This window comes from Bacillus thuringiensis (genome assembly GCF_001595725.1).
GTDB lineage: Bacteria > Bacillota > Bacilli > Bacillales > Bacillaceae_G > Bacillus_A > Bacillus_A thuringiensis_K.
Genome location: NZ_CP014282.1, coordinates 512501 through 538235, shown reverse-complemented (window position 1 = coordinate 538235; position 25735 = coordinate 512501). Strand labels below are relative to the sequence as shown.

The following is a 25735-nucleotide window of genomic DNA, read 5'->3' as shown; positions in this document are numbered from 1 at the left end:
TCCCCCTTATAATTTTGGTTTCTTTAAAGAATAAGCGATGTTTTGTACAAGTAAAACACCATCTTGGACTCCCTCGATAATAACCTCTGTTCCTTGCGAAATATCTTTTTTCCCAACTGTTTTAGCTGGGATTGCATTACTTCCAAATTGGGATGAAATTAATACTTCACCAAATCCTTCTGTAGGAATTGTCGTAATGACTTCTCCTTTGCAACCGATAAATTCATCCATACGTTGTACGGTATTTTGTTCTGCTTCTGCAATCGGTTTTAAAATTAGTATTTTCATGATGAAAACACCGATAAAAGATATAGCAAATGCAGCCCCGAAAATAGTAATACTATTAAAGGAAAATAAGTACTCTCCTATATAACTAAGCCCACATAACATGGCGAAGAAACTAAGTAATAAAGTAACAACGGATACAGATCCGCCCCCAAAACTAAATATGGATTCAAATATATCTCCAAAGAAGATATAAATAACAGTGAGTATAGTAGCAATAATAAATCCATATAAATAAATTGTTTCAAGTGGATAACCAAACAAGACCATTTCTTATCCCCCTTTCTTAAACAATCCCTTTTTTGTTATGTGTATGCCCCACCTCTTTCAAAGATTATAGTTCTTAATTTTCAGTTATTTAACTTTTAAAGAAAAGCCTGTAAGACAGGCCCCTAAAAAAGAACAGGAGAAACCTATTGTGACAGGCTCCTCCTAGAAAATAACCGATATATTATATATCTATATAATATACTATTTTCCACAAAAAGTAAAGTTAAACATACATTGGAAAAGCACTTATTTTCCCCCGCGTTAACGGGCAGTAAGACTCCCACTGATTAAAGTTCACTTTACTGATAATGAGTACGTTCCATCGCCATTATCATATTTATATACATACAAGTAATACTTGCCTGGTTTTGCATTAAATTTCGCTTCTATATGATTCCCATTGGCTTGACCGTAAGCTGCATAATTTTGCATATCTGATTCATGGTGAAGTACCCATGTCATCCCAATTCCATACTCATTTAAAACAGAAATGTCGATATCTTTCGCTGATGCTACATTAAATGTATAAACATCAGTGTGGTCCCCGCCAATAAGACTGCCTTTTATCGTACTATTTAGCCCGATACGATTTGCTTCTTCTGGACGATTATTTGGTTCTGATTCTGTTAAACTTCCATCTTTAATCGTAACAGTTGTTTCGCTTCTGCTCTCTTTGCCTTTATCATCTTTTACTCTTAACGATACTTTATAAGAACCTTCTCTTTCATATACATGTACTGGATTCACTTCTGCACTTGTGCTTCCATCTCCAAATTCCCATAAATAAGAAACAATTTTTCCATCTTCATCGTTTGAGTCATCACTTTTAAATTGAATTCCCTCTTTTACAAGACCGCTATAAGGGCCATTTATATTAACCGTTGGAGCTTTATTTTCTCCATCATCTTTTGCGATTCCATGGAAGACTACATCATATTCAAATTCATTTGAACTATTCACACGATAATTGACGAAGTATGCTGTAACAGTTTTGTAGCCACTCCATTCTTTTTGCGCCAATTGTTCTAAAGATTCATTTACTCTTTTACTCATTGCTTTCCAATCTTCTGACTCACCTTTTGTTACATTACCTGTAAATGTGCCTTCTAGTGTAAATGTATTAAAGAATTGAGAGCTATGTTTTGTCATTTTTGCATCTTTCATAGGCAACGTATCACTAATTTCTTTTTTCACTTCAGTTAACGATTTCGGTGCATGTTCAGCTAAATAATCATCTGCTACTTCCGGTACATTATATTTATCTTGATTATCAATTAACTGCTGCATATACTCTTGATACTCTTTATTTAACTTAGGATCTTTACTTAGATTTTCACGATATGCATCATAATTTTTCACGTCATTCGCACGAATCAAATCTTGAATTTTATCAAACGTTCCAAACTGATGCGTATATAAGTAAGACTGCAATGCGAACGAGTAATTATAGAAATCCCAAGAACCGTATTTAGCAAATAGTGTACGCTCTGCGGTATAACGGCTTGCAGGATCAGATGATAATCCGCTAATTATACTCTTTCTTGGTACAACGTTATTCGTACGAGTAGATCCTGCGAAAAACTCTGCATTTCCTTCTTGGAACCAAGTTAGCCTTTCATTTTGATACATATCTCCTCTTCCAAATAAACCAGGAACTTCATATCTCCCTTGCAGATAATGAGTAAATTCATGACGGAATAACTCTTCTAAACTATAAATACTTTGCTCCGGTGTACGCTCATATGTAAAGAATGTACCTGTCTCTTCAATATAAATTCCACCGTTGTTTGTTTCATATCCATACAATTGTCTATTTAACTGATATTCATCTGGACTATTATAAATTACGATCGTTAATACATCATCCGCATTTCCTGGCTCTAACGCTTTGTCATTTCCAATTACACGGTGATACTGTGCCTTTACTTCCTTCGCAGCCCAATATAGTCTCTTAATTTTTTCTTCTGATACTTTATCTCCTGTTTTGAACACAATTGATCCATCGTCGAATGTATACGTTTTTGGTAAGTATTGCTCTTTTCCTTCTTTACGTATTTTCTCTAAATCTACTGTATTCCCGCTATAATCTTTACCATTATAATTTGTTGTAATTTGTTCTACCGCAACAAAATACAGTTCACTTAAGCGCGGGTACATATGCATTGCTTGTGTAACAACCTCTAATCCTTTATTTGGATTACTATGAAACTTCCCTAAACGGCTAGCAAAATAAATGCCATTATTAACAAGCCATTTATTTTCTGGCGTTACTTCATTTAGAAGAGCAATACGATTTATTTCATTAATAAACCCATCTACTTTTCCATACCACATCGTTTCATTCGCTTCTTTACGAGCTTCAGTTAAGTACGACTGTATATCATAGTCAATACCTTGCATGATATCGTATATTGCTTGTCCCTTCATTCGATCATTTACATAAGTAGTATAATTATCATTGTATTGCTTTAAAATATTCGATGCGTATTGAACCGTTTCAACATCGCTTGAAGCATTACTAATTAATTTACCGTATGCAGATACGACTGTATCTTGTTCAACTGTACCAAGCTTAAAGTTTGGATTGTTTGCGATTGCTTTTAAAGCAGGTAAACATTTATCCTGAAAGCTTCTTTCATTTAAGTCGCTTAATTCACTATTATAAAATGCAAGATAAAAAGCTGAACGCAGCACTTCAGTAAACGTTTGAATTCCTTTTGAATCATCTTTTGTAAATGTACTACCTCTATGAGCTAATTCATCTATAATGACTTGCATTTTTCCTTTATCTTTATAAAAAGCCTTTGCATCTTCATTAAACTGGAATAAGTCTGTAATTTGGTGCCACTTAATACTGCCTAACGTTTCAACTAATTCTTGATCATTCATTTTGTTTAAATCAGCCATTGAATAGCTTTCTTTAACTTGCTTTACTGCAGTTTTCTTCGTAATAGATGCTGGTCGCTGTGAAAAATCGCCTACTTTTAAACGTTCTTGAAATGATAAAGTTTCATCAACTTTTGAAATATGCCCAACTTCATCTACCGACTTTTCAATTCCAACCGGTTTCGTTTTCAACACGTTATACGGTACTTTTTCTTCCGCTGCTGCATGAGTTTGAAGTGCGCCTAACGATAAAGCCATTGTACTAATGCTAAGCATCACTTTATTGATCTTTGATTTCTTGTTCATATCCTTGCCCCCTATTTTAATATTCCATTCAAGAATTTAACATAAAATATGGATATAACAATATAAAATGCAATATTTCATATTATTTCTTCCTATAATTTGTACATATCGTGAACACATTGCTCTTTACCTCCCTAAAATAAATTGCATCCTTTCACATTATAAAAAGGGAATTTTTTGACAATTAAAAACTTAATTGTTATGATTATTATAATTGTTAACTTTATTAAATAAGGGTGGGATTCTATGATAAAAAAAGAAAACAGTGTATTTTATATCTCCTTCTTGCTAACAACATTATTCATTATATGGGGAATTACCCCAGCAAGTTGGATACAAGGCTACGATTTACAAAGTGTTACATCTTCTTTAAACTCATTTATTCTCAATAAATTTGGATGGTTTTACTCTCTACTTATGACTACAATGATTATTTTGGCTGCTTATTTAGCATTTTCTAAGTACGGTTCTATTCGTCTTGGTAAAGATGGAGAAAAGCCAAAATATAATTATCCATCTTGGCTATCCATGTTGTTTGGGGCAGGAATGGGAATTGGACTCCTTTTTTATGGAATCGCTGAACCGATTTCACATTTTACAGATCCATTAACAGGAAAAGCAGGTACAGAAGAAAGCGCCAAACTCGCTATGCAATATTCATTTTTCCACTGGGGACTCTTTCCGTGGTCACTATACGCAATGGTCGCTTTAACAATTGCATATTTCACATTCCGCAAACAAAAAGGTAGCACTATCGGGGCTACAGTTACTCCATTATTTAATCGATCGAAAAATTCCCGTATCGGAAAAACAGTTGATATTTTAGCTGTTTTAGCTACAGTATTTGGCATTGTACCATCTGTTGGGATTGGTGCTCAACAAATTGCTGGGGGATTAAGCTATTTATTCCCTTCTATTCATAACACTTTACTTACTCAGCTCGTACTTATAGCTATCTTCGCCGCTTTATATTTAACAAGTGCACAAACCGGCTTAGATCGTGGGATTAAATATTTGAGTAACTTGAATTTCTCTCTTGCAGGTATTTTACTCGTCTCTTTCTTACTTTTAGGACCAACTGTATTTATTATGAAATACTTTACCTCTACACTCGGTTCTTATATCGGAGCTTTACCTAGTATGGGATTAAATTTAGGAGCATTTAATGAAAAATCCTCTTCTTGGATTGAAAACTGGACTATTTTCTATTGGGGATGGTGGATCTCTTGGTCTCCATTTGTCGGTACATTTATCGCCCGTATTTCTAAAGGACGCACAATAAAAGAATTTATTTTTGGAGTTGTATTAGTCCCAACTCTTATCTGTACATTTTGGTTTGCAGTATTTGGTGGTACCGCAATTCATATGGAAATGTTCCAATCGCTTGGAATAGCTGATGAAATTGCAAAAAATGGTACAGAGATTGGATTATTTGCTGTTATTTCACATCTACCATTCTCTACATTTTTAACGATTATCGGGTTAATTTTAGTAGCCACATTTTTCGTTACTTCTGCCGACTCGGCAACATTTGTTGTTTCAATGCAAACGAGTAACGGAAGCTTATCACCGAAAAATAGTTTAAAACTTATATGGGGATTAACAATCGCGATCATTGCAGCACTTTTATTACAAGCTGGAGGATTAAATGCACTACAAATCGCAGCTATAATCGCAGCACTACCATTTTCTATCGTAGTCGTTCTTATGGTTGCTTCGCTCTTTAAAGAGCTGCGAAAGGAAGATGTCAATTCGCAAACGAAAGAAGTTCCGAAAAAAATAAAAAAGGTTATGTAACGATTGGCGCCTCAAATCACTTCTAAATCCGTAATAAAACCCATTCATATGAAATATCATTTTCATATGAATGGGTTTTTCACTCTATTATATAGTGTTGTAAACATGCTTTTTCCTCAAAACCTACTTTCTTGTACAATTTCATCGCATGATCATTATTCGTATTCAAACATAGTACTATCTCTCTCATCCCTTGGAAAGAGAAAATATACTGAATTGCAACTTGTAATAACTGCTCTCCGACACCTTTTCCATTTATATCCCCCTTAAAAAAGACATTATCATAAGCCTATTTCAAAATGAAACTGCCATGATAATGTCTTCTCAAAAACTTATACAATTATTTTACAATATAATAAGATAACACGTTATTTATTTCTTAAATAATCTCTTTCTAAATACAAACATACTCAGTGCTGAAAGAACTAATGCTACGCCTGAAAGTAACTTTGATGTATTCGCTTGTCCACCTGTTGCTCCTAATGATTTCTTACTTTCTTCCTGTTTATTAGCAACTGGTTTATTTTCTTTCATAACTTGATGATTCATGTTTTGTTCTTGGACTACTTCGGATGGATTTACTGCTTCTTTTGAACCTTCAATTTCTTTTCCTGTTTCTTTCCCCTTCGCTTTCGACTCTTCAACTCCTGTTGTTAGCTCGTCCACTTCTTCTTTTGGCTCTTCAACTTCTTTTGCCGGTTCTTTCACTTCTTCTTTTGTTTCTTCAACTTCTTTTACCGGTTCTTTCACTTCTTCTTTTGTTTCTTCAACTTCTTTTGCCGGTTCTTTCACTTCTTCTTTTGTTTCTTCAACTTCTTTACCGGTTCTTTCACTTCTTCTTTTGTTTCTTCAACTTCTTTTACCGGTTCCTTCACTTCTTCTTTTGTTTCTTCAACTTCTTTTACCGGTTCTTCACTTCTTCTTTTGTTTCTTCAACTTCTTTTACCGGTTCCTTCACTTCTTCTTTTATTTCTTCAACTTCTTTTATCGGTTCTTTCACTTCTTCTTTTGTTTCTTCAACTTCTTTTACCGGTTCTTTCACTTCTTCTTTTGGTATTAATTTTTCTACTATATTCTGCATTACAATGCCACTATATAATATGCCAGTCTCATAATGATCTGCATCTAAATCAAATTCATATATTTTTTCTCCTAAAGTACGCCAAATGATTCCCTCATCAGTAAGCGTTCCACCTTCACTCTTTAGTATAATCTTTTCAATTGGCTCTCCCTCTAAATCATATACAGGAATTTTCACTTCTTTATTTATTTCTGCATCATCTAAAATGACCTTTTGCCTTCTAACATCAATTGTCCCCCACTGACCTAATTGTATTAATGGCCTTACATCACGAATCTCATTTTCAGCTAATTTTAAACTAAGTAAGTCTAACATTGAGCCAAGAACCGTTACATCTTTAATACGATTATCTGTAAGATTTAACCATTGCAAATTTTTCAATAAAGATAACGGTGTTGTATCTTCAATTTGATTATGAGATACATTTACATCGTTCAATTGTTTCAAGTTTGAGATAAACTCTATATTTTTTAGGCCTACTCCTTCTATAGTGAGTTTTTCTAAATTCGTCATGTACTCTAAACCTGTTATATCTTTTATCTCTTTTCCTTTTTCTTTAAGTATCTCTACTGTTTTAATCTGTAATAAATCTTCTTTTGTTATAGGAGCGTTTAAATTCTCTCTACCTAAATTCTCTTTATTAATATGTTGTTGTAAAGTTTTATCGAGAATTACATTTTGACTTTCTTTTTGTTTTTCAACTATATTCTGTATAACCGTACCATTAAATCTTATTTTACTTTCAGTAGAATTAGTATCTAGTTTAAATTCATATATTTTTTCTCCAGGACTATTCCATTTTATAAATCCGTTATTCAGAGTAGCCCCCTCACTTTTTACATTAATATTTTGAAGTGGCTCTCCTTTAAGGTTGTATACTGGGATTTTTATTTCTTCATCTACGCTTGCTTCATTTAAAAAGATTTTTTGTCTTTGAATGTCAATTGAAATTCGCTTACCTAATTCCTCAACAGGTCTTACGTCAGAAATTTCATTTGCTCCAAGATTTATCTCATGTAAATTTGTTAAGGTGCTCAGCGGCGATATATCAGAGATATAATTCTCTTCTAAATTCAGCACTTGTAAATTTCCTAATTGAGATAATGGTGATATATCTTTTATTTCACTATCAGCAATTTCTAGTTCAATAAGATTACTCATTTTACTAATAGATTCAACATTATTAATTTTATTGTTCCCTATCCATAATAGTCCCACATTATTTAATCGATCAATTCCATTAAGATCACTGATTTGATTATTTGCTAAGTATAATTGTTTCATAGTTGATAATGTAAATAATGGCTGGATATCTTTAATGTTATTACCGATTAAATCTAATGTTTTGATTTTTTTCATTTTACTTAATGGTGTAAGATCAGAAATTTTATTATCTCTTAAAAAAAGCATATTAATATTCTCTAATTGCCCAATTGGATGAATACTTTCAATTGAATTAGAAGTTAAATCAACGTACTTCAAACTTCTCAATTTCGAGATAGCTGATATATCTGTTACATTAGACTCTCGTAACGTCAACTTCTCTAAATTTGTCATATACTCTAAACCAGCTATTTCATTTATCCCTTTACCTGAATAAATGGATAATGTTTTAATTTGTAATAAATCTTTCTTTGTGATTGGCGTATCTACATTATCTCTATCTAAGTTATATTTATTAATATATTTTTGTAATTGCTTATCTAATATTACATTTCCGTTTTCATCTTGTTGCTCCTCTTTATTTTCCTTTTGTTTTTCTGAAACATTGTTTTCTAAATTTATAGCATTTACTTCAAACTGCACTTGATATTTATTATTATAGGCCATCGTTGGAATATAAATATGCATTTGCATATTATATCTTTTTCCTAGTTCTCCAACTTCAAATTGAATAACCTTCGTCCCATTTTTCTTTTTGTCTTCTGATATGACCTTTACATCATGAAACACACCAGGGGTATGAATATCCTCTGTTTTCAAGTATTGGAAAAAATCACTATCACTTAACGTTGCTGTTACAATTTTCTTTCCATTCTCAATTGTTAATTTCGGATCCTTTATATAAACAGCTGCCATAGACTCTTCATTCGTTTTATCTTTATACGCTTTAATTACAGCGTCATATGTACCATCTTCTAAACCTTGTCCAGTTTTATTCGCCTCAATTGCTACTGCCGCTAAAGCAGGTGTTGAATAAACAGCAAATGGAAGTGATAACGCCGCCGCTATAATCATTGCATTTATACGTTTTCTTTTATTTTGTTTCAACTTTACATCTCCTCCGAAATATATAATTCGAAATGTAATCATTTCTCGAATAAATGATAATGATTTTCATTATCATTGTCAACTAGAGAAATAAAAAGTTTTACAAAAAAAAGAACCTCTTTAAAAGAGGTTATGCCATTTTCTCACCTGATTCTTCTCTAAAAAAGCTTTTCATCGCATGAAACACGTCTGCTTTCTGCTTTAAAATATAGTATCTAAAATTTTCATCTTTAATATTTTTATAGGCTGACATGAGTGTACTGTGGCGGTTATACTGATTCACTTCCCCATACCCAAACATATTACACTTCTTCATTAGCTCTTCAACAAGCTTTACACATCTAGCATTATCTGATGTTAAATTATCACCATCTGAAAAATGGAATGGATAAATATTATAGCGGTCTGGTGAATATTTATTATCGATAAGTTCGAGTGCTTTTTTGTATACAGAAGAACAAATCGTTCCGCCACTTTCTCCTTTTGAGAAAAACTCTTCCTCTGGAACTACTTTTGCCTCCGTATGATGGGCAATAAATTCAATATCTACTGTTTCATACTTTGTGCGTAAAAATCTTGTCATCCAGAAAAAGAAGCTACGTGCCATATATTTCTCCCATATTCCCATCGATCCACTCGTATCCATCATCGCTAACACAACAGCTTTTGAATCTGGCTTTAATACTTCATTCCAAGTGCGGAACTTTAAGTCTTCTTGGTGAATTGGATGAAAAGATGCTTTACCACTCATTGCATTTCGTTTATATGCGGATATCATTGTTCGTTTCTTATCGATATTTCCCCATAATCCTGTTTTTCTAATGTCATTAAATTCAACATGTTCAATTCGGTTTTCATCCATTTCTTTTCTCTTTAAATTAGGCAGTTCTAACTCTCTGAAAAACGCTTGCTCTAATTCTAAAATAGAGACTTCAGCTTCATAGTAATCTTCCCCAGCTGCATCTCCTGCTCCTTGCCCTTTTCCTGGCCCTTTTTGTTTTTGACCACCTGATCCATCTCTCGCAACGACATCACCAACTTTGCTGTCACCGTTTCCTTGCCCAACATGTTTATTTTTATCATAATTGTATCTAATCTTATATTCATCTAGAGAACGAATTGGTATTTTTACAACATCCTTGCCATTAGACATAACTATACTTTCTTCTGTTACAAGATCGGGTAAATTATTCTTAATTGCCTCTTGTACTTTTTCTTGATGGCGCTGTTGGTCGTCATATCCTTTGCGATGGAGGGACCAGTTTTCCTGTGAAATCGTATAATTTGGTTGATTTTCTTCGCCCATTCCTTTCCCTCCTTACTGTAATTGTCTTCCTGTATGAACAGCAATCTATAAATTTTGTTCTGTAATGTGCAAGCTAGAATGTTTGAAAGGTAACTGCCCACAGAAAATCATCCCATAAACATTTATAACGTTTTTCATACAACACCCCGAGCATCCTAAACAAAATTTTGCCACTCACATAATAGAAAGAAATATTCAGCCACTGATAAGAAAGAAACACAATGCATTGTTGCACATATTTTTACTTTGCAACATATTGTATTGTGTTGGCTTTTTTCGTATGAATGGTTGGTTACTCTATCATATGCATATTGTAAAAATAATTGACAATAAATTCATAAAATTGCATCTTAATTTATTACATTTGGACAAGGTATGACACTTTATACACATATGAACGGATAATAAAACGCTGTCCCGCAAAATACAAGAGACAGCGTTTTGTTATCAAACTATCTGTTTAACAAGCTACCTACATAGCGTAGTAATTCATTTGCTGAAGAAGAATTATAGCCATGCTCATCAATTAAACGCGCAACAACATCATTGATTTTCTTAAGCTGATTTTCGTCCGGCGTTTTCGTTGATGTTGTAATTTTCACTATATCTTTTAAATCAGCAAATAGTTTTTTCTGAATCGCTTCACGAAGACGTTCATGTGAATTATAATCAAAGCGTTTTCCTTTACGGGCATAAGCAGAAATGCGAATTAAAATCTCTTCACGGAACGCTTTCTTAGCATTTTCTGAAATTCCAATTTGCTCTTCAATTGAGCGCATTAATTTTTCATCTGGACTCATTTCTTCTCCTGTTAACGGATCACGTAATTTCGATTTATTGCAGTACGCCTCGACGTTATCTAAGTAATTATCCATAAGCGTCTTAGCTGATTCTTCATATGAATAAACAAACGCTTTTTGTACTTCTTTCTTCGCGATTTCATCGTATTCTTTTCTCGCTAATGAGATGAAATTCATGTAACGTTCACGGTCTTCATTACTAATGGATGGATGCTGATCTAGCCCATCTTTTAAAGATCTAAGTACATCTAACGCGTTAATAGATGGTACCTCTTTTCGAATGATTGTAGACGAAATTCGGTTAATGACATAACGAGGATCAATACCCTTCATACCTTCATCTTGATATTCGCGTTGTAATTCTTCTACATCAATCGCATTATAACCTTCTACCGTTTCTCCATCATACAAACGCATCTTTTTAATTAAATCAATATCCGGACGCTTCGGATCTTTTAAACGAGTTAAAATAGTGAACATTGCTGCAACGCGAAGTGTGTGTGGTGCAATGTGAACATTCGATACATCACTTTCACGAATCATTTTTTCATAAATATGTTCTTCTTCACTTACCCGTAAATTATAAGGAACTGGCATTACAATAATTCTTGAGTGCAATGCTTCATTTTTCTTATTTGCTATAAATGAGCGATACTCTGTTTCATTCGTATGCGCTACAATTAATTCATCTGCTGAAATAAGCGCAAATCTTCCCGCTTTGAAATTCCCTTCTTGCGTAAGTGATAATAAGTGCCATAAAAACTTCTCATCGCATTTTAACATCTCTTGGAACTCCATCATTCCTCGGTTTGCCTTATTTAATTCTCCATCAAATCGATACGCACGCGGGTCTGATTCTGAACCATATTCTGCAATCGTAGAAAAGTCCAGACTACCTGTTAAATCTGCAATATCTTGTGATTTTGGATCAGACGGGCTAAATGTACCAATCCCTGTACGGCGATCTTCAGAGAAGAAAATACGCTCTACAACTACATCCTCAATTCTTGATCCGTATTCTTGCTCTAAACGCATGACATTTAGTGGTGATAAATTCCCTTCAATTCTAACCCCATACTCATCAAAGAAATCATCTCGTAAATGATGTGGAATTAAATGCAGTGGATCCTCGTGCATTGGGCATCCTTTAATTGCAAAAATTGCTCCGCGATCTGTTCTTGAATATGTTTCTAATCCTCGTTTCAACATTGTAACTAACGTTGATTTCCCTCCACTAACAGGACCCATTAATAATAAAATTCTTTTTCTAACATCTAATCGTTTTGCAGATGGATGAAAATATTCCTCTACAAGACGTTCTAGAGCATCCTCTAATCCAAAGAGCTGATTACTAAAGAAGTTATACTTTCTTCTACCATCAACTTCTTCAATTCCAGCATCTTTTATCATATTGTAAATGCGAGAGTGTGCTGTTTGAGCCACCCATGGTCTTTCTTTCACAAGCTCCAAATACTCCGCAAACGTACCTTCCCATTGTAAACGTTCTTCTGCTTCTCGGTGCTGTTCAATCTTTTTTAGAATATCCATTATAGCTCCTCCCCCATCTCCTTGTTCAATCGGATTATTATAAAAGGTATGCTAGGATGTCCTTAAACATTCTTTAAATCAAAACGAAATATATAATAGCACGCTAAAATTCTCTCCAAAATTCAAAGAAAATTCTGTATAATATAGGTATTAACGTTTTTACACTGCTATTCATTATAAATAAATTCTTTTCTTCTAAGAACCTTACATACATTTTGGATAATAAATAAAACTCATGAACCGAAAAAAGTAAGGAGGATATTAGTATGAAATTATTATTAATTTTAGGTGTATCACTCACATTTCTTACAGCTATTTTTACATCCGGTTACAACGACAAACCAGGTACACATAAAAAATGATGTGCTTTTAGCACATCATTTTTTTATTTATAATACATATTTTCCATATCATATTTGGATATTGGTCGGCTATAATAATAACCTTGTACAAGCTTCACATTCTTTTCTTTCAAAAACTGTATTTGCTCCTTTTTTTCTACTCCCTCTGCAATTACATTCAATTCTAAAGTATGAGCTAAATGAATAATTGCAGCTGTAATATTCGTATCACGTTCATCTATATGTATACCCTCCATAAAAGAACGATCAATTTTTAAAGTATCAATTGGATATGTTTTTAAATAACTTAAAGATGAGTAGCCTGTTCCAAAATCATCTAAATGAATCTTTAAATTTTGTTCTTTTAATTGTATTAACACTCTCTTCGATATATCTTTATGTATAAGAGCTCCTTCTGTAACCTCTATCGCTAATAAATGAGCTGGTACATTGTACTTATGTAAAGCCCGTGTAATCATCTCTATTAATGTAATAGAACGAAAGTGTCTAGCTGAAATATTAACCGCAATTGGGACCACTTCATATCCTTTATTTAACCATTCGCGCAGTTGCTGACACACTTGATTTACTACCCATTCATCGAGCTTAATAATAAAGCCTGTTCTTTCTGCCAACGGAATAAATTGGTTTGGAGAAACAAGTCCTAATTCCTTATTCTCCCACCTTATTAAAGCTTCCATACTAGCTATTTTTTTCGTTTCAATATTAATTTGTGGCTGATAATATAAGAAAAATTCATTTTTTTCTATAGCACGATGTAACTGGTTTTCTATTATAAACCTTTGTTCACGCTCACAGTCTAATCCACTACAATAAAAATGATAATGTCCTTTTCCTTTTTCTTTTGCTTTTTCTAAAGCAGCATCGACTCTCTGAAATAGTATTTTTTCATCTTCTCCATCTGCTGGAACCATTACAATTCCAATTGACGCACTTAAATATACATCTTCTTCTTCGATTACAAAAGATTCACTAATATTTTTCAGTATGCTTTTTGCAATTTCCTCTACATATTCTTTCGTTATATTTTCTATCAACATAACAAATTGATCATCGTGTTCTCTAAATAAGTGCATATCTTCTATTTTTAGATTGCTTAAACATTCTGTAACTTTTTGTAATACTTTATCTCCCTCTTTATGACCAAATGTATCATTAATACGATGAAACTCATCTAAATCTATAAATACAAGTGCAAAATTTACACTCTCATTTAAAAAAGTATTTAACTTATTTGTACATGAAATTCTATTCATTAATCCCGTTAACTGGTCATAGTAAGCTAAATATTCTGTTCGCATTTCGTTTAATACTTGCCTTGTAACATCTCTCGTAACAATATAAATCCCAACAATTTCACCGTTCACAATAATCGGGATAGTTCTCAAAGAAATATATAGCTCGTACCCTTCTTTATGAACATATTTCTTTGAAACAATTTGTTTTGCTTTTCCTTGCATCGATCCCTTAAATATAATTTGAAAATCTTTTTCATATTCTTTATTAATGAATTCAAAAATAAATTTATTATTTAATTCCTCATACCGGTATCCAAATATTTCATACGTTGCCGGATTTGCATATGTAACTCTCCCTATAGAATCTATAGATATAATTGAGTCATTATTATATTCCAGTAACGACTTAAATAACATTTGTTTTTCCTCTATCTCTGTCTTCTCCTCAATTTGAGCTGTAATATCTCTTGTAATACAAATAATAAATTGACATATTCCTTCTTCGTCGCAGACAGGATTAAGTGAAGATTCATAATGTATCTCACCTTTTGGTAAATTGACTACATCACAAAAGGTGTGTGCTTTCGCTTCTCTCACTACTTTTGCATATTGCCTTTGCAATATCCCCGCTATATCTTTTGGTAATACTTCTGCAAAAGTTTTTCCATAGCACTCTTCGCTTAACCTAGCATAATCCATTCCTATTTTATTCACATACATATATTGAAACGTTTCATTATCAATAACTTTCAATATGAATACTAAATCTTGAATAGCATGTAATAATCCTTGTCTAATTAAATCCATATCTATCATACTTAAAAAGGTATTTTGATTACCATATTCTTCCTTCATATTTATCTCAACCCGTCTTATCTATTTTTAATCATATATCCCATTCTATATGATTATGTCTCCTCTTTTAAATGTATGATTATATATTATTTTTATTTTATAAAAAAAAGTCGCCATATGGCGACTTTTAATAAACGATTTCTAAATCTAATCCAGGGTAATTTTGTTGACGGAACGCTTCATAAATTAAAATTGCTGCTGTATTAGATAAATTTAATGAACGTACTTTATCTGTCATTGGAATACGTAAACAATGATCAAAGTTTTCTTCGATTACATTAGCTGGTAAGCCGTTTGTTTCTCTTCCAAATACAAAATAGTAATCCTTCTCGCGCTTGCTATAGTCAAACGCTGTATGAGCTTTCTCGCCATACTTTGTTAAATAGAAGAATTCACCGTCTTTATTTTTTTCATAAAATTCTTCAATTGAATCATAGTACGTAATTTTTACGTGCTGCCAATAATCTAATCCTGCACGCTTTAACATTTTATCATCCGTTGAAAATCCAAGCGGTCTAATCAAATGTAATTCTGTTCCAGTTGCTGCACAAGTACGAGCAATATTCCCTGTATTTGCTGGAATTTCTGGCTGATATAAAACAACATGTACTCCCACGCGATATTCACCTCTGTTTTTTGTCTACTACGTATTATACCACTTGAGCGAAAAATCTCTACCCATTAATAATATGAAAGAATTTATATTTCATTTGTGGTGTATATTTACTAGAGTCTTCATAGTTCCAATAACGTCGACGGCTATTCGCTGAATGTGCATTTACAAGCGGCATACCATCTGCATCTTTTGCTACTACAATCGTCGTATGATTCCATCTTCCGTCATCCTCGAAATCATAAGCAATGACATCTCCAAGAATAAGTTCTTCTGGCCTCTCTACCGCCTCTGCTCGAAGTCCTGTTGTAGCACCTGACAAATACCAATAAAAAGAATGTGCAACAGCCCAGCTCCAGCTCCACTGATTCTCCCTTTGCCACCATCCTTTACGAATATTAGGATATCCGCTCATAGGTACTTCTCCAGTATGAAGACATTGAGAAATGAAATTCGTACAATTATCAGGGAAATTACGATACATAGGATTTCGGTCATCCCACCAACGCTCTGCATATTTCACTGCCTCTAAACGATTATACTGATAAGAACCGTACTTCTCTTTCGTAATTTCCCTTTCTAATGTCTCACCCATTCTAATTTCTTCTGACACTTCAATAGCATAATCGCCTATAATCCGACTATTATTTAAACAAACTCTTCGTTTTAATTGTTCCTCTTCAATATAAAATAATTCTTTATGCTTAATTAAATATTTAAAATGTATTTGATAATCAATTTCTTGATGGTCATTACTATTTAATTGTCTAATGAAAGAAACATCCGCAGTTGCTTTCACTATATGTGCACTACGTCTTTGAAACAATTGTTTCTTTCTCAGTGCCATTTGTAGTAAATCCTCAGCAATACCATCCACATTCGTTCTTTTCTCCGTTATATATGCTAAAAATTGTTGTAATTGGTTTTCAATCTTCGTTTTTACAACCATTCTGTCTCCCTCCCATATTACAATATGAAAAAGGGAAATATTATCTACTCTTTTTTCTGTGCTAACAATTCAAGCCCGCGATTCATTTCATGAAGCACTTCTTCATCTTTCTCACGTTCCATCGCTTTCTCAATCGCTTCGCCTACTCCATCTCCGCCAATTTTCCCAAGTGCCCATGCTGCCGTTCCGCGTAGTACTGGTCTTGGGTCATCTTTCATAACACCAATTAAATCAGGAATTGCCGATGTTTCTTTAAAATGTGCTAATGCTAAAATCGCATTTCTTTGCAGTGGCTTTTTCCCTCTCCATGACCCTGACATAATCCCATATTTCTCTTTAAAATCACGATTACTAATTGTTAAAAGTGGCGTTAATAATGGTTTAACTAGCTCAGGATCCGGCTCCATCTCAGGATGATTATGAAAATCCATTCCTTTGTTTTTCGGGCAAACAGTCTGACACGTATCACATCCATATATACGATTTCCTATTTTATCGCGATATTCTTCAGGTAGGAATCCTTTCGTCTGTGTTAAAAACGCAATGCACTTCTTCGAATCTAACTGTCCCCCCTGTATTAAAGCACCGGTAGGACAAATATCGATACATTTCGTACAGCCCCCGCATTGATCTTCTATCGGCTTATCTGGCGGGAATGGAACATTTGTAATCATTTCCCCTAAGTATACGTACGAACCAAATTCAGGTGTAATAATAGAGCAGTTTTTACCGCTCCATCCAATGCCTGCACGCTCTGATACAGCTCGATCACTTAATTCACCTGTATCAACCATGGACTTCACTTCTATATCCGGAAGTTTTTCAATTAAATATGCTTCTAATTTTTGCAAACGATCTCGTAAAACAAGATGATAATCTTGTCCCCAAGAAGCACGACAAAAAATCCCACGGCGTTCTCCACGCTTACTTAATGGTGCATTTTTTAATTTTGAAGGATATGCTAAAGCAATCGCAATAATTGATTTAGCACCCGGTAATAACAGTTGCGGATTCGTTCTCTTCTCTATATCAGGCTCTTCAAATCCAGATTGATAATTTAATTGTTGTTGCTGGATTAAGCGCTGCTTTAATTCCTCAAAAGGAGAAGCACTCGCAAAGCCTATTTTATCTATGCCAATTGTTTTACTATACGCAATTACATCTTGCTTTAATTGTTCAAAATCCACTCTTAATCGCCTCCTCAGATGAATCCATCCCTTATGTAACGACTCTATTGGTTAGTAATTCACTTTTGGAATACTATTATTTACTTCTATTTTCGCATGTAATTAGGTTTTTCAAACATTAAAAAACGCAATGCCTCGTTTATCTCGGAAACGAAACACTGCGTTGATCACAATTTATAGAAAAACATTTAATAAAATTTGGAGCGGGTGAAGAGAATCGAACTCTCGACCAGAGCTTGGAAGGCTCTTGTTTTACCACTAAACTACACCCGCAAATATGAATTACATATAAGATATTAGAATAACTTATGTAAAGTAGTATAGCATGTAAAAAAAGTAGAGGCAAGAATTTTATCGAAAAAAGTCGAAAAAGTGATGAGAGACCTCATCACTTTTTCAATTCTTTATCAATTGCCTTCTTCATACTATCGAAATCAGGGTTTGCAAGATTACCGTTTACATATACAGAAGGAGCACCTTGAACTTTTAATTTTTGAGCACGATCTGAATCTTTACGTACTTTTTCTTTAATGTCTTTACTGTGTAAATCTTTCTTAAATTGCTCTACATCAACTTTTGGAAGTTTTTCTTTCACAATGCTAAGAAGCAAATCTTCTGTAATCCATTCTTCCGTATCTTTCTTTTGATTTTGATAAATCTCATCATAGAAAATCCAGAATGAATCTTTATCTTGTTTATAAATTGCTTCACCAGCTGCTGCACCTAAATCCGAGTCTTTTCCGATAAATGGGAAGTTAATAAAATATAACTGCACTTTGCCTTTATCAATATACTCTTCTTTTAATCGAGGTAATACTGTTACATCCCAAGTACGACAAGCAGGACATTTAAAGTCTCCAAATTCAACTACCTTAACTGGAGCATCATCTTTCCCTAAAGATTGTTGCGTAGAATAAGCAAACATCTCATTCCCTTTATCTTTTTTGTCATTTATGATGCTATACGCAATTGTTCCAATTACAATCAATACTGCGATAGAAAAAACTATACCAAGAGCCATGAGTTTATTTGATTTCATATACATTCCTCTTTAAATTCATATTCTGTATACAGCATTGTACACAATACACATAATATCAACACTTATATACGTCACGCAATGAACACGCTCACATAAATTACAAAAACACAATAATTGTGACGATATTGTGTCACAATTTGTCACAATTTATTCAAAAAAAGAAGCTCCTCTGTAGGAACTTCTCTTAACTTACTGCTTTTTTACGCGCGCTATTTAACATCGACTGCTCTATTTTTATATCATGACGAATTACTAATTTCTCACTAACTGCTTGAACATACTCATCATGGCTTATATAGCCTTCTTTCTCCATTAGTCTCAAAACGACATTTCGTCTCTCTACTGCTTTATCATAGTTTTGGGCAGGTGAGTAATAAGCAGGTGCTTTTACTACAGCAGCCATCATTGCACTTTCAGCCAACGTTAATTGGTTCACCTTTTTACCGAAGTAAAGGTTTGCTGCTTTTTCAATTCCCCACGCTCCTTCTCCATAATAAATATTACTTACATATAATTTTAAAATTTCATCCTTCGTAAATGTGCGTTCAATTTTTTTCGTATAAAAAATCTCTTTCCACTTACGAGAAAATGTACGTTCATTTGTTAAAAAGGCATTTTTAGATAGCTGTTGTGTAATCGTGCTTCCTCCTTGCACGACACCACCAGCCTTTATATTCTCAACTGAGGCCCTAATAATTGCTATATAATCTAAACCGTTATGATGATAAAATCTTTTATCTTCTGTCGCAATAAATGCATGTGTTAATGATTCTGGCACCTCTAACTTAGCCGGTACATGTAATTTACTAATATCACTTTTCTCAATCATTACATTTCCAATGAATAATAACGTACAACTTAACAATAATAATAATATAATGGCTTTATAAAAAAGTTTAGTCATTGGATTTAATGCAACTTTTTGATGATAGTTCACCCTAGATAATACTCGTTCTTTCATCTTGAACACCTCTTTTCCACACAGCATATAACTCTTACTTAAGAATACATTGTTGTAAAAAAATATCCCATCGATTTCTCTTACACGTACCTTACATCATTGTAAGGTATAAAGTGAAACTTTAATGAGCCCTCATCAATCAGGCTTACTGCCCAGCAAATAGTGGGATAAAAAAGTATTGTATCACAGTATTTTTTTATCTACTATTCATCTGAAATATTGAATATAGGTTATGTTAAAGCACGAATAACCAATAAAAGAGAAACCCTTAAGACTATTATATTTTTACTTTACACTTTAATTATATCATCTACAAATATATATACTTTTGACTATCTAGTAATCTAAATGTATATAACATATAGATTTATTATACAGAACAAACGTTCTACAAATCAATACTAGTGCTATTATTATTTTGACCTTTTTCTTAAACAGTATACAAAAAAGAGTAGTGATTCGAATGTATCTCAAATCGGCTACTCTTTTCTTTACAATCTTCCTATTAAATTATACGGCTGTACTTCCCACGTTTCATACGGAATAAAATGTGTTGCTCTCATTGCATCAAGCGTTCTGGATTTCATATGAGGACGCGTTATATACTCATCTATGTTCTCTTCATTTAAATCAACAAATTTAGCCTCTTGTATCTCTTCAGGTTGAGTTTTTATTTCACCACTTATATATGCTACTTTAAAAACAACAGCTAGAATATGCATAAAGGTATTATAATAAACCCCTGTAATTCCGATAGGCTTCACCGTTAACCCTGTTTCCTCTTTTATTTCCCTACAGACAGCTTGATCGAGCGCTTCGCCTTCTTCTACCTGTCCTCCTGGCAACTCCCACGTATCAGCTCGCCAGTGCACTTTTGTTAATAACACTTCATTTTTTTCATTTGTTAAATAACCTGCTACAGCAACTATATGCTTTGGTGTCTTATGTTCCATATTAAGCCTCCTAGAGATAATGAATATTTTATATATCCCTATAATCATATTCACTACCTACAACAAAATACCTTTAATACTTCATCACCTTAATTAACTTCATAAAAAAGACCCTATCCGCTAAGCGAAAAGGGTCATATATCGTATTACTCTCCTAAGTCTACGTTGTGATAAACTTGTTGAACATCTTCCAAATCTTCTAATGCATCAACCATTTTCTCAAATTGTGCTTGAGCATCTTCAGGAAGTGTTACATCACTTTGTGCAAGCATTGTTAATTCTGCAACTGTAAACTCCTCAACGCCAGCACCTTTAAGTGCAGATTGTACTGCATGGAATTGATCTGGTTCAGCATACACGATAACAGAATCTTCTTCTTCTAGAATGTCACGTGCATCTACATCTGCTTCCATTAAAATTTCAAGAACTTCATCTGATGTTTTACCTTCAAGGCCGATAACAGCTGTCGCATCAAACATGTAAGCTACAGAACCGTTCACACCCATATTACCACTATTTTTGCTAAATGCAGCTCGTACATCTGCTGCAGTACGGTTTACGTTATTTGTAAGTGTATCTACAATAACCATAGCTCCATTTGGTCCGAATCCTTCATAACGAAGCTCGTCATAATTTTCTTCTGAACCGCCTTTTGCTTTTTCAACTGCACGATCAATAATTGTTCTTGGAACATTGTATGTTTTCGCACGCTCTAATACAACTCTTAGCGCTTGGTTTGATTCTGGATCTGGCTCGCCTTGTTTTGCTGCCACATAAATTTCACGCCCAAATTTCGCGTATATACGGCTTGTATTTGCATCTTTTGATGCTTTTTTGTCTTTAATATTGTTCCATTTACGGCCCATACTTTCCACTCTCTTTCCCGTTTTAAATCTACATAAAAATATTAATATGAAATATAATGTGTGTTCAACACATTTTTAAAAGAAATATAAAAAGTTCATTTTTGATTCATATTACAGACATAATATAAATCACTATCATTTTGTTCTTTCGACAAGTTATATTATACATGAATTCCTACGTTTATTACGAATTTTAGAAGCACATAGTATAATTTAACAAAAAGACTCTAACATTTCTGTTAGAGTCTTTTTATATTGCCGATACCGATTTCTATAATATTTCCATAATTACTTTCTATTGTTATATAATAAAAATAGGAAATAATTTGAAGAAAAGATGGAGGGAGAATTATGACACATTCAAAAGACAAAAAATCACATGCTTTTAAAGGAATAGGAGATAAGTTAAACCCAACTATCTATCAAGTAAGATTCATGAAATTAGATGAAACAATCCAATTTAAGGCGTTTCCTGAATTGAAGGAATTAGGGGACTGGTTAAGTACTTCAACACATATGTGGGCGTGCCACTCAACTATGTATAAGTACAACAGAGAAGAGTTTGAAAAGAAGTTTTTAGAAATTACAAACTTAACCGTTGATAATGTACTAATATCTACTGGTGGTGTCGGATTTAACTTCATGTCACCGGGGTGGAGAAATTCTCTCTAGAGTGCTCGAAAGGAATATTGTATATGCAATATTTTTTCTGCTTATTTTGTCATGTAATGAAAAGAAAACAAAAAAGCTCTATACTAATTGTATAGAGCTTTTTACGCCGTTCATGATACCGATGGTCGGGGTCGAACCGACACTCCCGAAGGAACACGATTTTGAGTCGTGCGCGTCTGCCAATTCGCCACATCGGCACAAAAGAAAAGGCGGCAACCGGATTTGAACCGGTGATAAAGGTTTTGCAGACCTCTGCCTTACCACTTGGCTATGCCGCCATATAAAATTTTATTGGAGCGGAAGACGGGATTCGAACCCGCGACCCCAACCTTGGCAAGGTTGTATTCTACCACTGAACTACTTCCGCAAAAATGGCTGGGCTAGCTGGATTCGAACCAGCGCATGACGGAGTCAAAGTCCGTTGCCTTACCGCTTGGCTATAGCCCATCGAATTCTTACTTAATTATATGTAAGTATCCATTAGATTATTTGTAATTTTTAAAATAAAAATGGGGCGACTGATGGGAATCGAACCCACGAATGCCGGAGCCACAATCCGGTGCGTTAACCACTTCGCCACAACCGCCATGTTGTGTAAATATATATTGGCAGGGGCAGTAGGAATCGAACCCACACTGGAGGTTTTGGAGACCTCAGTTCTACCTTAAACTATGCCCCTATGTAAATGGTGGAGGGGGGCAGATTCGAACTGCCGAACCCGAAGGAGCGGATTTACAGTCCGCCGCGTTTAGCCACTTCGCTACCCCTCCGAAACTTACATGGTGCCGGCTAGAGGACTTGAACCCCCAACCTACTGATTACAAGTCAGTTGCTCTACCAATTGAGCTAAGCCGGCATATTTTATTAAAATAAATGGTGGCTCGGGACGGAATCGAACCGCCGACACGAGGATTTTCAGTCCTCTGCTCTACCGACTGAGCTACCGAGCCTTATTAAAATGGCGGTCCCGACCGGGGTCGAACCGGCGATCTCCTGCGTGACAGGCAGGCATGTTAACCACTACACCACGGGACCATTTGGTTGCGGGGACAGGATTTGAACCTGCGACCTTCGGGTTATGAGCCCGACGAGCTACCGTGCTGCTCCACCCGCGATAATACTATTCATATAAAATTATATGGTGGAGGATGACGGGATCGAACCGCCGACCCCCTGCTTGTAAGGCAGGTGCTCTCCCAGCTGAGCTAATCCTCCAAAGTGGTGACCCGTACGGGATTCGAACCCGTGTTACCGCCGTGAAAGGGCGGTGTCTTAACCACTTGACCAACGGGCCAAATATTATAAATCCTATGGCGGAGAGCAAGGGATTCGAACCCTTGATACGCTTGTGACGTATACACGATTTCCAATCGTGCTCCTTCGGCCAACTCGGACAGCTCTCCAATGGCTCCGCAGGTAGGAATCGAACCTACGACCGATCGGTTAACAGCCGATAGCTCTACCGCTGAGCTACTGCGGAATAATATTGCCTGGCAACGTCCTACTCTCACAGGGACAAGGTCCCAACTACCATCGGCGCTAGAGAGCTTAACTTCCGTGTTCGGTATGGGAACGGGTGTGACCTCTCTGCCATCATTACCAGACATTATTCTTTTGAGACAATCATTATTATAACTTATTTACTTTAAAAATCAACAAGTTTTTTTATGTTCTCTCAAAACTAGATAACATTGCTACATATTATATGGTTAAGTCCTCGATCTATTAGTATTCGTCAGCTCCACATGTCACCATGCTTCCACCTCGAACCTATCAACCTGATCATCTTTCAGGGATCTTACTAGCTTAAGCTATGGGAAATCTCATCTTGAGGGGGGCTTCATGCTTAGATGCTTTCAGCACTTATCCCTTCCGCACATAGCTACCCAGCTATGCCCTTGGCAGAACAACTGGTACACCAGCGGTGCGTCCATCCCGGTCCTCTCGTACTAAGGACAGCTCCTCTCAAATTTCCTACGCCCACGACGGATAGGGACCGAACTGTCTCACGACGTTCTGAACCCAGCTCGCGTACCGCTTTAATGGGCGAACAGCCCAACCCTTGGGACCGACTACAGCCCCAGGATGCGATGAGCCGACATCGAGGTGCCAAACCTCCCCGTCGATGTGGACTCTTGGGGGAGATAAGCCTGTTATCCCCGGGTAGCTTTTATCCGTTGAGCGATGGCCCTTCCATGCGGAACCACCGGATCACTAAGCCCGACTTTCGTCCTGCTCGACTTGTAGGTCTCGCAGTCAAGCTCCCTTATGCCTTTGCACTCTACGAATGATTTCCAACCATTCTGAGGGAACCTTTGGGCGCCTCCGTTACACTTTAGGAGGCGACCGCCCCAGTCAAACTGCCCACCTGACACTGTCTCCCGGGTCGATAAGACCCGTAGGTTAGAATTTCAATACAGTCAGGGCGGTATCCCACCAGCGCCTCCACCGAAGCTAGCGCTCCGGTTTCAATGGCTCCCGCCTATCCTGTACAAACTGTACCAAAATTCAATATCAGGCTACAGTAAAGCTCCACGGGTCTTTCCGTCCTGTCGCGGGTAACCTGCATCTTCACAGGTACTATAATTTCACCGAGTCTCTGGTTGAGACAGTGCCCAAATCGTTACACCTTTCGTGCGGGTCGGAACTTACCCGACAAGGAATTTCGCTACCTTAGGACCGTTATAGTTACGGCCGCCGTTTACTGGGGCTTCAGTTCAGAGCTTCGCTTACGCTAACCCCTCTCCTTAACCTTCCAGCACCGGGCAGGTGTCACCCCCTATACTTCGCCTTACGGCTTCGCAGAGAGCTGTGTTTTTGCTAAACAGTCGCTTGGGCCTATTCACTGCGGCTTTCCGTTAAGAAAGCACCCCTTCTCCCGAAGTTACGGGGTCATTTTGCCGAGTTCCTTAACCAGAGTTCTCTCGCACCTTAGGATTCTCTCCTCGCCTACCTGTGTCGGTTTGCGGTACAGGCACCTTTTATCTCGCTAGAAGCTTTTCTTGGCAGCGGGGAATCAAAGACTTCGCTCCATAAGGAGCTTCCCCATCACAGCTCAGCCTTCACGATAAGCGGATTTGCCTACTTATCAGCCTAACTGCTTGGACGTGCACAACCAATCGCACGCTTCTTCTATCCTTCTGCGTCCCTCCATTGCTCAAACGATAAAGAGGTGGTACAGGAATATCAACCTGTTGTCCATCGCCTACGCCTGTCGGCCTCGGCTTAGGTCCTGACTAACCCTGAGCGGACGAGCCTTCCTCAGGAAACCTTAGGCATTCGGTGGACGGGATTCTCACCCGTCTTTCGCTACTCATACCGGCATTCTCACTTCTAAGCACTCCACCAGTCCTTCCGGTCTGACTTCACTGTCCTTAGAACGCTCCCCTACCACTGATACCATTCGGTATCAATCCGCAGCTTCGGTGGTGTATTTAGCCCCGGTACATTTTCGGCGCAGAGTCACTCGACTAGTGAGCTATTACGC

At 35.8% G+C, this 25735-nt stretch carries 14 protein-coding genes, 16 tRNA genes, 2 rRNA genes and 2 pseudogenes (1 of these 34 only partly in view); 2 read left to right on the top strand and 32 right to left on the bottom strand.

The window, feature by feature from the left end:
- Window positions 1–6: 6 nt before the first annotated feature.
- Window positions 7–555, bottom strand: coding sequence for an NfeD family protein (locus AXW78_RS02745; RefSeq protein ID WP_000242447.1), 549 nt, complete (start codon window positions 553–555; stop codon window positions 7–9).
- A gap of 294 nt (window positions 556–849) precedes the next feature.
- Entirely contained in the window at window positions 850–3747 is a 2898-nt protein-coding gene (colA, locus tag AXW78_RS02740) for a collagenase ColA (RefSeq protein ID WP_061883757.1), read from the bottom strand.
- Between the two features lie 246 nt (window positions 3748–3993).
- Between colA and opuD the strand changes: the two genes are divergently transcribed.
- Window positions 3994–5544 carry a glycine betaine transporter OpuD gene (opuD, locus tag AXW78_RS02735; RefSeq protein ID WP_061883756.1) on the top strand — a complete coding sequence of 517 codons (1551 nt, stop codon included), beginning with the start codon at window positions 3994–3996 and terminating at the stop codon, window positions 5542–5544.
- A 79-nt stretch (window positions 5545–5623) separates the two neighbouring features.
- Here opuD and AXW78_RS31525 read toward each other — a convergent pair.
- The 13 genes and pseudogenes from AXW78_RS31525 to AXW78_RS02675 all read right to left on the bottom strand — a co-directional run.
- Window positions 5624–5794, bottom strand: a pseudogene (locus AXW78_RS31525) (GNAT family N-acetyltransferase); the annotation flags it as partial.
- A 122-nt stretch (window positions 5795–5916) separates the two neighbouring features.
- Window positions 5917–8896, bottom strand: a pseudogene (locus tag AXW78_RS02730) (leucine-rich repeat domain-containing protein).
- A 130-nt stretch (window positions 8897–9026) separates the two neighbouring features.
- Window positions 9027–10202, bottom strand: coding sequence for a sporulation protein YhbH (gene yhbH / locus AXW78_RS02725; RefSeq protein WP_000503518.1), 1176 nt, complete (start codon window positions 10200–10202; stop codon window positions 9027–9029).
- Window positions 10203–10654: 452 nt separating this feature from the next.
- Entirely contained in the window at window positions 10655–12550 is a 1896-nt protein-coding gene (locus AXW78_RS02720) for a PrkA family serine protein kinase (RefSeq protein WP_000353281.1), read from the bottom strand.
- Window positions 12551–12935: 385 nt separating this feature from the next.
- The gene (locus AXW78_RS02715; protein ID WP_061883755.1) at window positions 12936–15005 is read right to left on the bottom strand and encodes a sensor domain-containing protein; all 2070 of its coding nucleotides are present in this window, start codon (window positions 15003–15005) and stop codon (window positions 12936–12938) included.
- Between the two features lie 127 nt (window positions 15006–15132).
- On the bottom strand, window positions 15133–15621 hold the full coding sequence (gene trmL, locus AXW78_RS02710) for a tRNA (uridine(34)/cytosine(34)/5-carboxymethylaminomethyluridine(34)-2'-O)-methyltransferase TrmL (protein ID WP_000538147.1): 489 nt from the start codon (window positions 15619–15621) through the stop codon (window positions 15133–15135).
- Between the two features lie 58 nt (window positions 15622–15679).
- Entirely contained in the window at window positions 15680–16567 is an 888-nt protein-coding gene (locus tag AXW78_RS02705; RefSeq protein ID WP_000260586.1) for an amidase domain-containing protein, read from the bottom strand.
- Between the two features lie 44 nt (window positions 16568–16611).
- Window positions 16612–17754, bottom strand: a complete 1143-nt coding sequence (gene queG, locus AXW78_RS02700; RefSeq protein ID WP_000345216.1) for a tRNA epoxyqueuosine(34) reductase QueG — start codon at window positions 17752–17754, stop codon at window positions 16612–16614.
- 199 nt (window positions 17755–17953) lie between these two features.
- Window positions 17954–18027, bottom strand: a tRNA-Gly gene (locus AXW78_RS02695).
- A 115-nt stretch (window positions 18028–18142) separates the two neighbouring features.
- A complete protein-coding gene (locus AXW78_RS02690) occupies window positions 18143–18793 on the bottom strand; it encodes a DsbA family protein (RefSeq protein ID WP_000841306.1) in 651 nt (216 codons plus the stop codon).
- Between the two features lie 187 nt (window positions 18794–18980).
- A complete protein-coding gene (locus AXW78_RS02685; RefSeq protein ID WP_000664715.1) occupies window positions 18981–19757 on the bottom strand; it encodes a transglycosylase domain-containing protein in 777 nt (258 codons plus the stop codon).
- Window positions 19758–20248: 491 nt separating this feature from the next.
- Window positions 20249–20710 (bottom strand): NUDIX hydrolase, encoded by a 462-nt coding sequence (locus tag AXW78_RS02680; protein WP_061883754.1) that lies wholly within the window; start codon window positions 20708–20710, stop codon window positions 20249–20251.
- 146 nt (window positions 20711–20856) lie between these two features.
- Window positions 20857–21576, bottom strand: coding sequence for a YebC/PmpR family DNA-binding transcriptional regulator (locus tag AXW78_RS02675; protein ID WP_000532952.1), 720 nt, complete (start codon window positions 21574–21576; stop codon window positions 20857–20859).
- Window positions 21577–21927: 351 nt separating this feature from the next.
- Between AXW78_RS02675 and AXW78_RS02670 the strand changes: the two genes are divergently transcribed.
- Entirely contained in the window at window positions 21928–22248 is a 321-nt protein-coding gene (locus AXW78_RS02670) for a DUF3884 family protein (protein ID WP_061883753.1), read from the top strand.
- A gap of 116 nt (window positions 22249–22364) precedes the next feature.
- Here the strand turns inward: AXW78_RS02670 and AXW78_RS02665 are convergent.
- The 17 genes from AXW78_RS02665 to AXW78_RS02585 all read right to left on the bottom strand — a co-directional run.
- Window positions 22365–22445, bottom strand: a tRNA-Leu gene (locus tag AXW78_RS02665).
- Between the two features lie 10 nt (window positions 22446–22455).
- Window positions 22456–22526: transfer RNA gene (locus tag AXW78_RS02660), tRNA-Cys, on the bottom strand.
- Window positions 22527–22540: 14 nt separating this feature from the next.
- A tRNA-Gly gene (locus AXW78_RS02655) sits at window positions 22541–22615 on the bottom strand.
- Window positions 22616–22620: 5 nt separating this feature from the next.
- Window positions 22621–22695 (bottom strand) — tRNA-Gln (locus AXW78_RS02650).
- Between the two features lie 63 nt (window positions 22696–22758).
- Window positions 22759–22834, bottom strand: a tRNA-His gene (locus AXW78_RS02645).
- 20 nt (window positions 22835–22854) lie between these two features.
- Window positions 22855–22927 (bottom strand) — tRNA-Trp (locus tag AXW78_RS02640).
- A 7-nt stretch (window positions 22928–22934) separates the two neighbouring features.
- Window positions 22935–23018: transfer RNA gene (locus tag AXW78_RS02635), tRNA-Tyr, on the bottom strand.
- Between the two features lie 10 nt (window positions 23019–23028).
- Window positions 23029–23104: transfer RNA gene (locus tag AXW78_RS02630), tRNA-Thr, on the bottom strand.
- A gap of 18 nt (window positions 23105–23122) precedes the next feature.
- A tRNA-Phe gene (locus tag AXW78_RS02625) sits at window positions 23123–23198 on the bottom strand.
- A gap of 9 nt (window positions 23199–23207) precedes the next feature.
- Window positions 23208–23283: transfer RNA gene (locus AXW78_RS02620), tRNA-Asp, on the bottom strand.
- 3 nt (window positions 23284–23286) lie between these two features.
- Window positions 23287–23362, bottom strand: a tRNA-Met gene (locus tag AXW78_RS02615).
- Window positions 23363–23387: 25 nt separating this feature from the next.
- Window positions 23388–23463 (bottom strand) — tRNA-Val (locus tag AXW78_RS02610).
- Window positions 23464–23467: 4 nt separating this feature from the next.
- Window positions 23468–23542 (bottom strand) — tRNA-Glu (locus AXW78_RS02605).
- Window positions 23543–23559: 17 nt separating this feature from the next.
- Window positions 23560–23651: transfer RNA gene (locus AXW78_RS02600), tRNA-Ser, on the bottom strand.
- Between the two features lie 2 nt (window positions 23652–23653).
- Window positions 23654–23728, bottom strand: a tRNA-Asn gene (locus AXW78_RS02595).
- 8 nt (window positions 23729–23736) lie between these two features.
- Window positions 23737–23852 (bottom strand): 5S ribosomal RNA (gene rrf, locus AXW78_RS02590).
- Window positions 23853–23953: 101 nt separating this feature from the next.
- A 23S ribosomal RNA gene (locus AXW78_RS02585) occupies window positions 23954–25735 on the bottom strand; it runs 1135 nt beyond the window's last position.

Excerpts from the sequence above, each read along its gene's own strand:
- AXW78_RS02680 (WP_061883754.1), bottom strand. The coding sequence starts at position 20,710 with ATGGAACATAAGACACCAAAGCATATAGTTGCTGTAGCAGGTTATTTA.
- AXW78_RS02705 (WP_000260586.1), bottom strand. The coding sequence starts at position 16,567 with ATGGTTGTAAAAACGAAGATTGAAAACCAATTACAACAATTTTTAGCA.
- opuD (WP_061883756.1), top strand. The coding sequence starts at position 3,994 with ATGATAAAAAAAGAAAACAGTGTATTTTATATCTCCTTCTTGCTAACA.
- colA (WP_061883757.1), bottom strand. The coding sequence starts at position 3,747 with ATGAACAAGAAATCAAAGATCAATAAAGTGATGCTTAGCATTAGTACA.
- AXW78_RS02675 (WP_000532952.1), bottom strand. The coding sequence starts at position 21,576 with ATGGGCCGTAAATGGAACAATATTAAAGACAAAAAAGCATCAAAAGAT.
- AXW78_RS02720 (WP_000353281.1), bottom strand. The coding sequence starts at position 12,550 with ATGGATATTCTAAAAAAGATTGAACAGCACCGAGAAGCAGAAGAACGT.
- AXW78_RS02685 (WP_000664715.1), bottom strand. The coding sequence starts at position 19,757 with ATGAAAGAACGAGTATTATCTAGGGTGAACTATCATCAAAAAGTTGCA.
- AXW78_RS02715 (WP_061883755.1), bottom strand. The coding sequence starts at position 15,005 with ATGAAGGAAGAATATGGTAATCAAAATACCTTTTTAAGTATGATAGAT.
- AXW78_RS02745 (WP_000242447.1), bottom strand. The coding sequence starts at position 555 with ATGGTCTTGTTTGGTTATCCACTTGAAACAATTTATTTATATGGATTT.
- AXW78_RS02670 (WP_061883753.1), top strand. The coding sequence starts at position 21,928 with ATGACACATTCAAAAGACAAAAAATCACATGCTTTTAAAGGAATAGGA.
- AXW78_RS02690 (WP_000841306.1), bottom strand. The coding sequence starts at position 18,793 with ATGAAATCAAATAAACTCATGGCTCTTGGTATAGTTTTTTCTATCGCA.
- yhbH (WP_000503518.1), bottom strand. The coding sequence starts at position 10,202 with ATGGGCGAAGAAAATCAACCAAATTATACGATTTCACAGGAAAACTGG.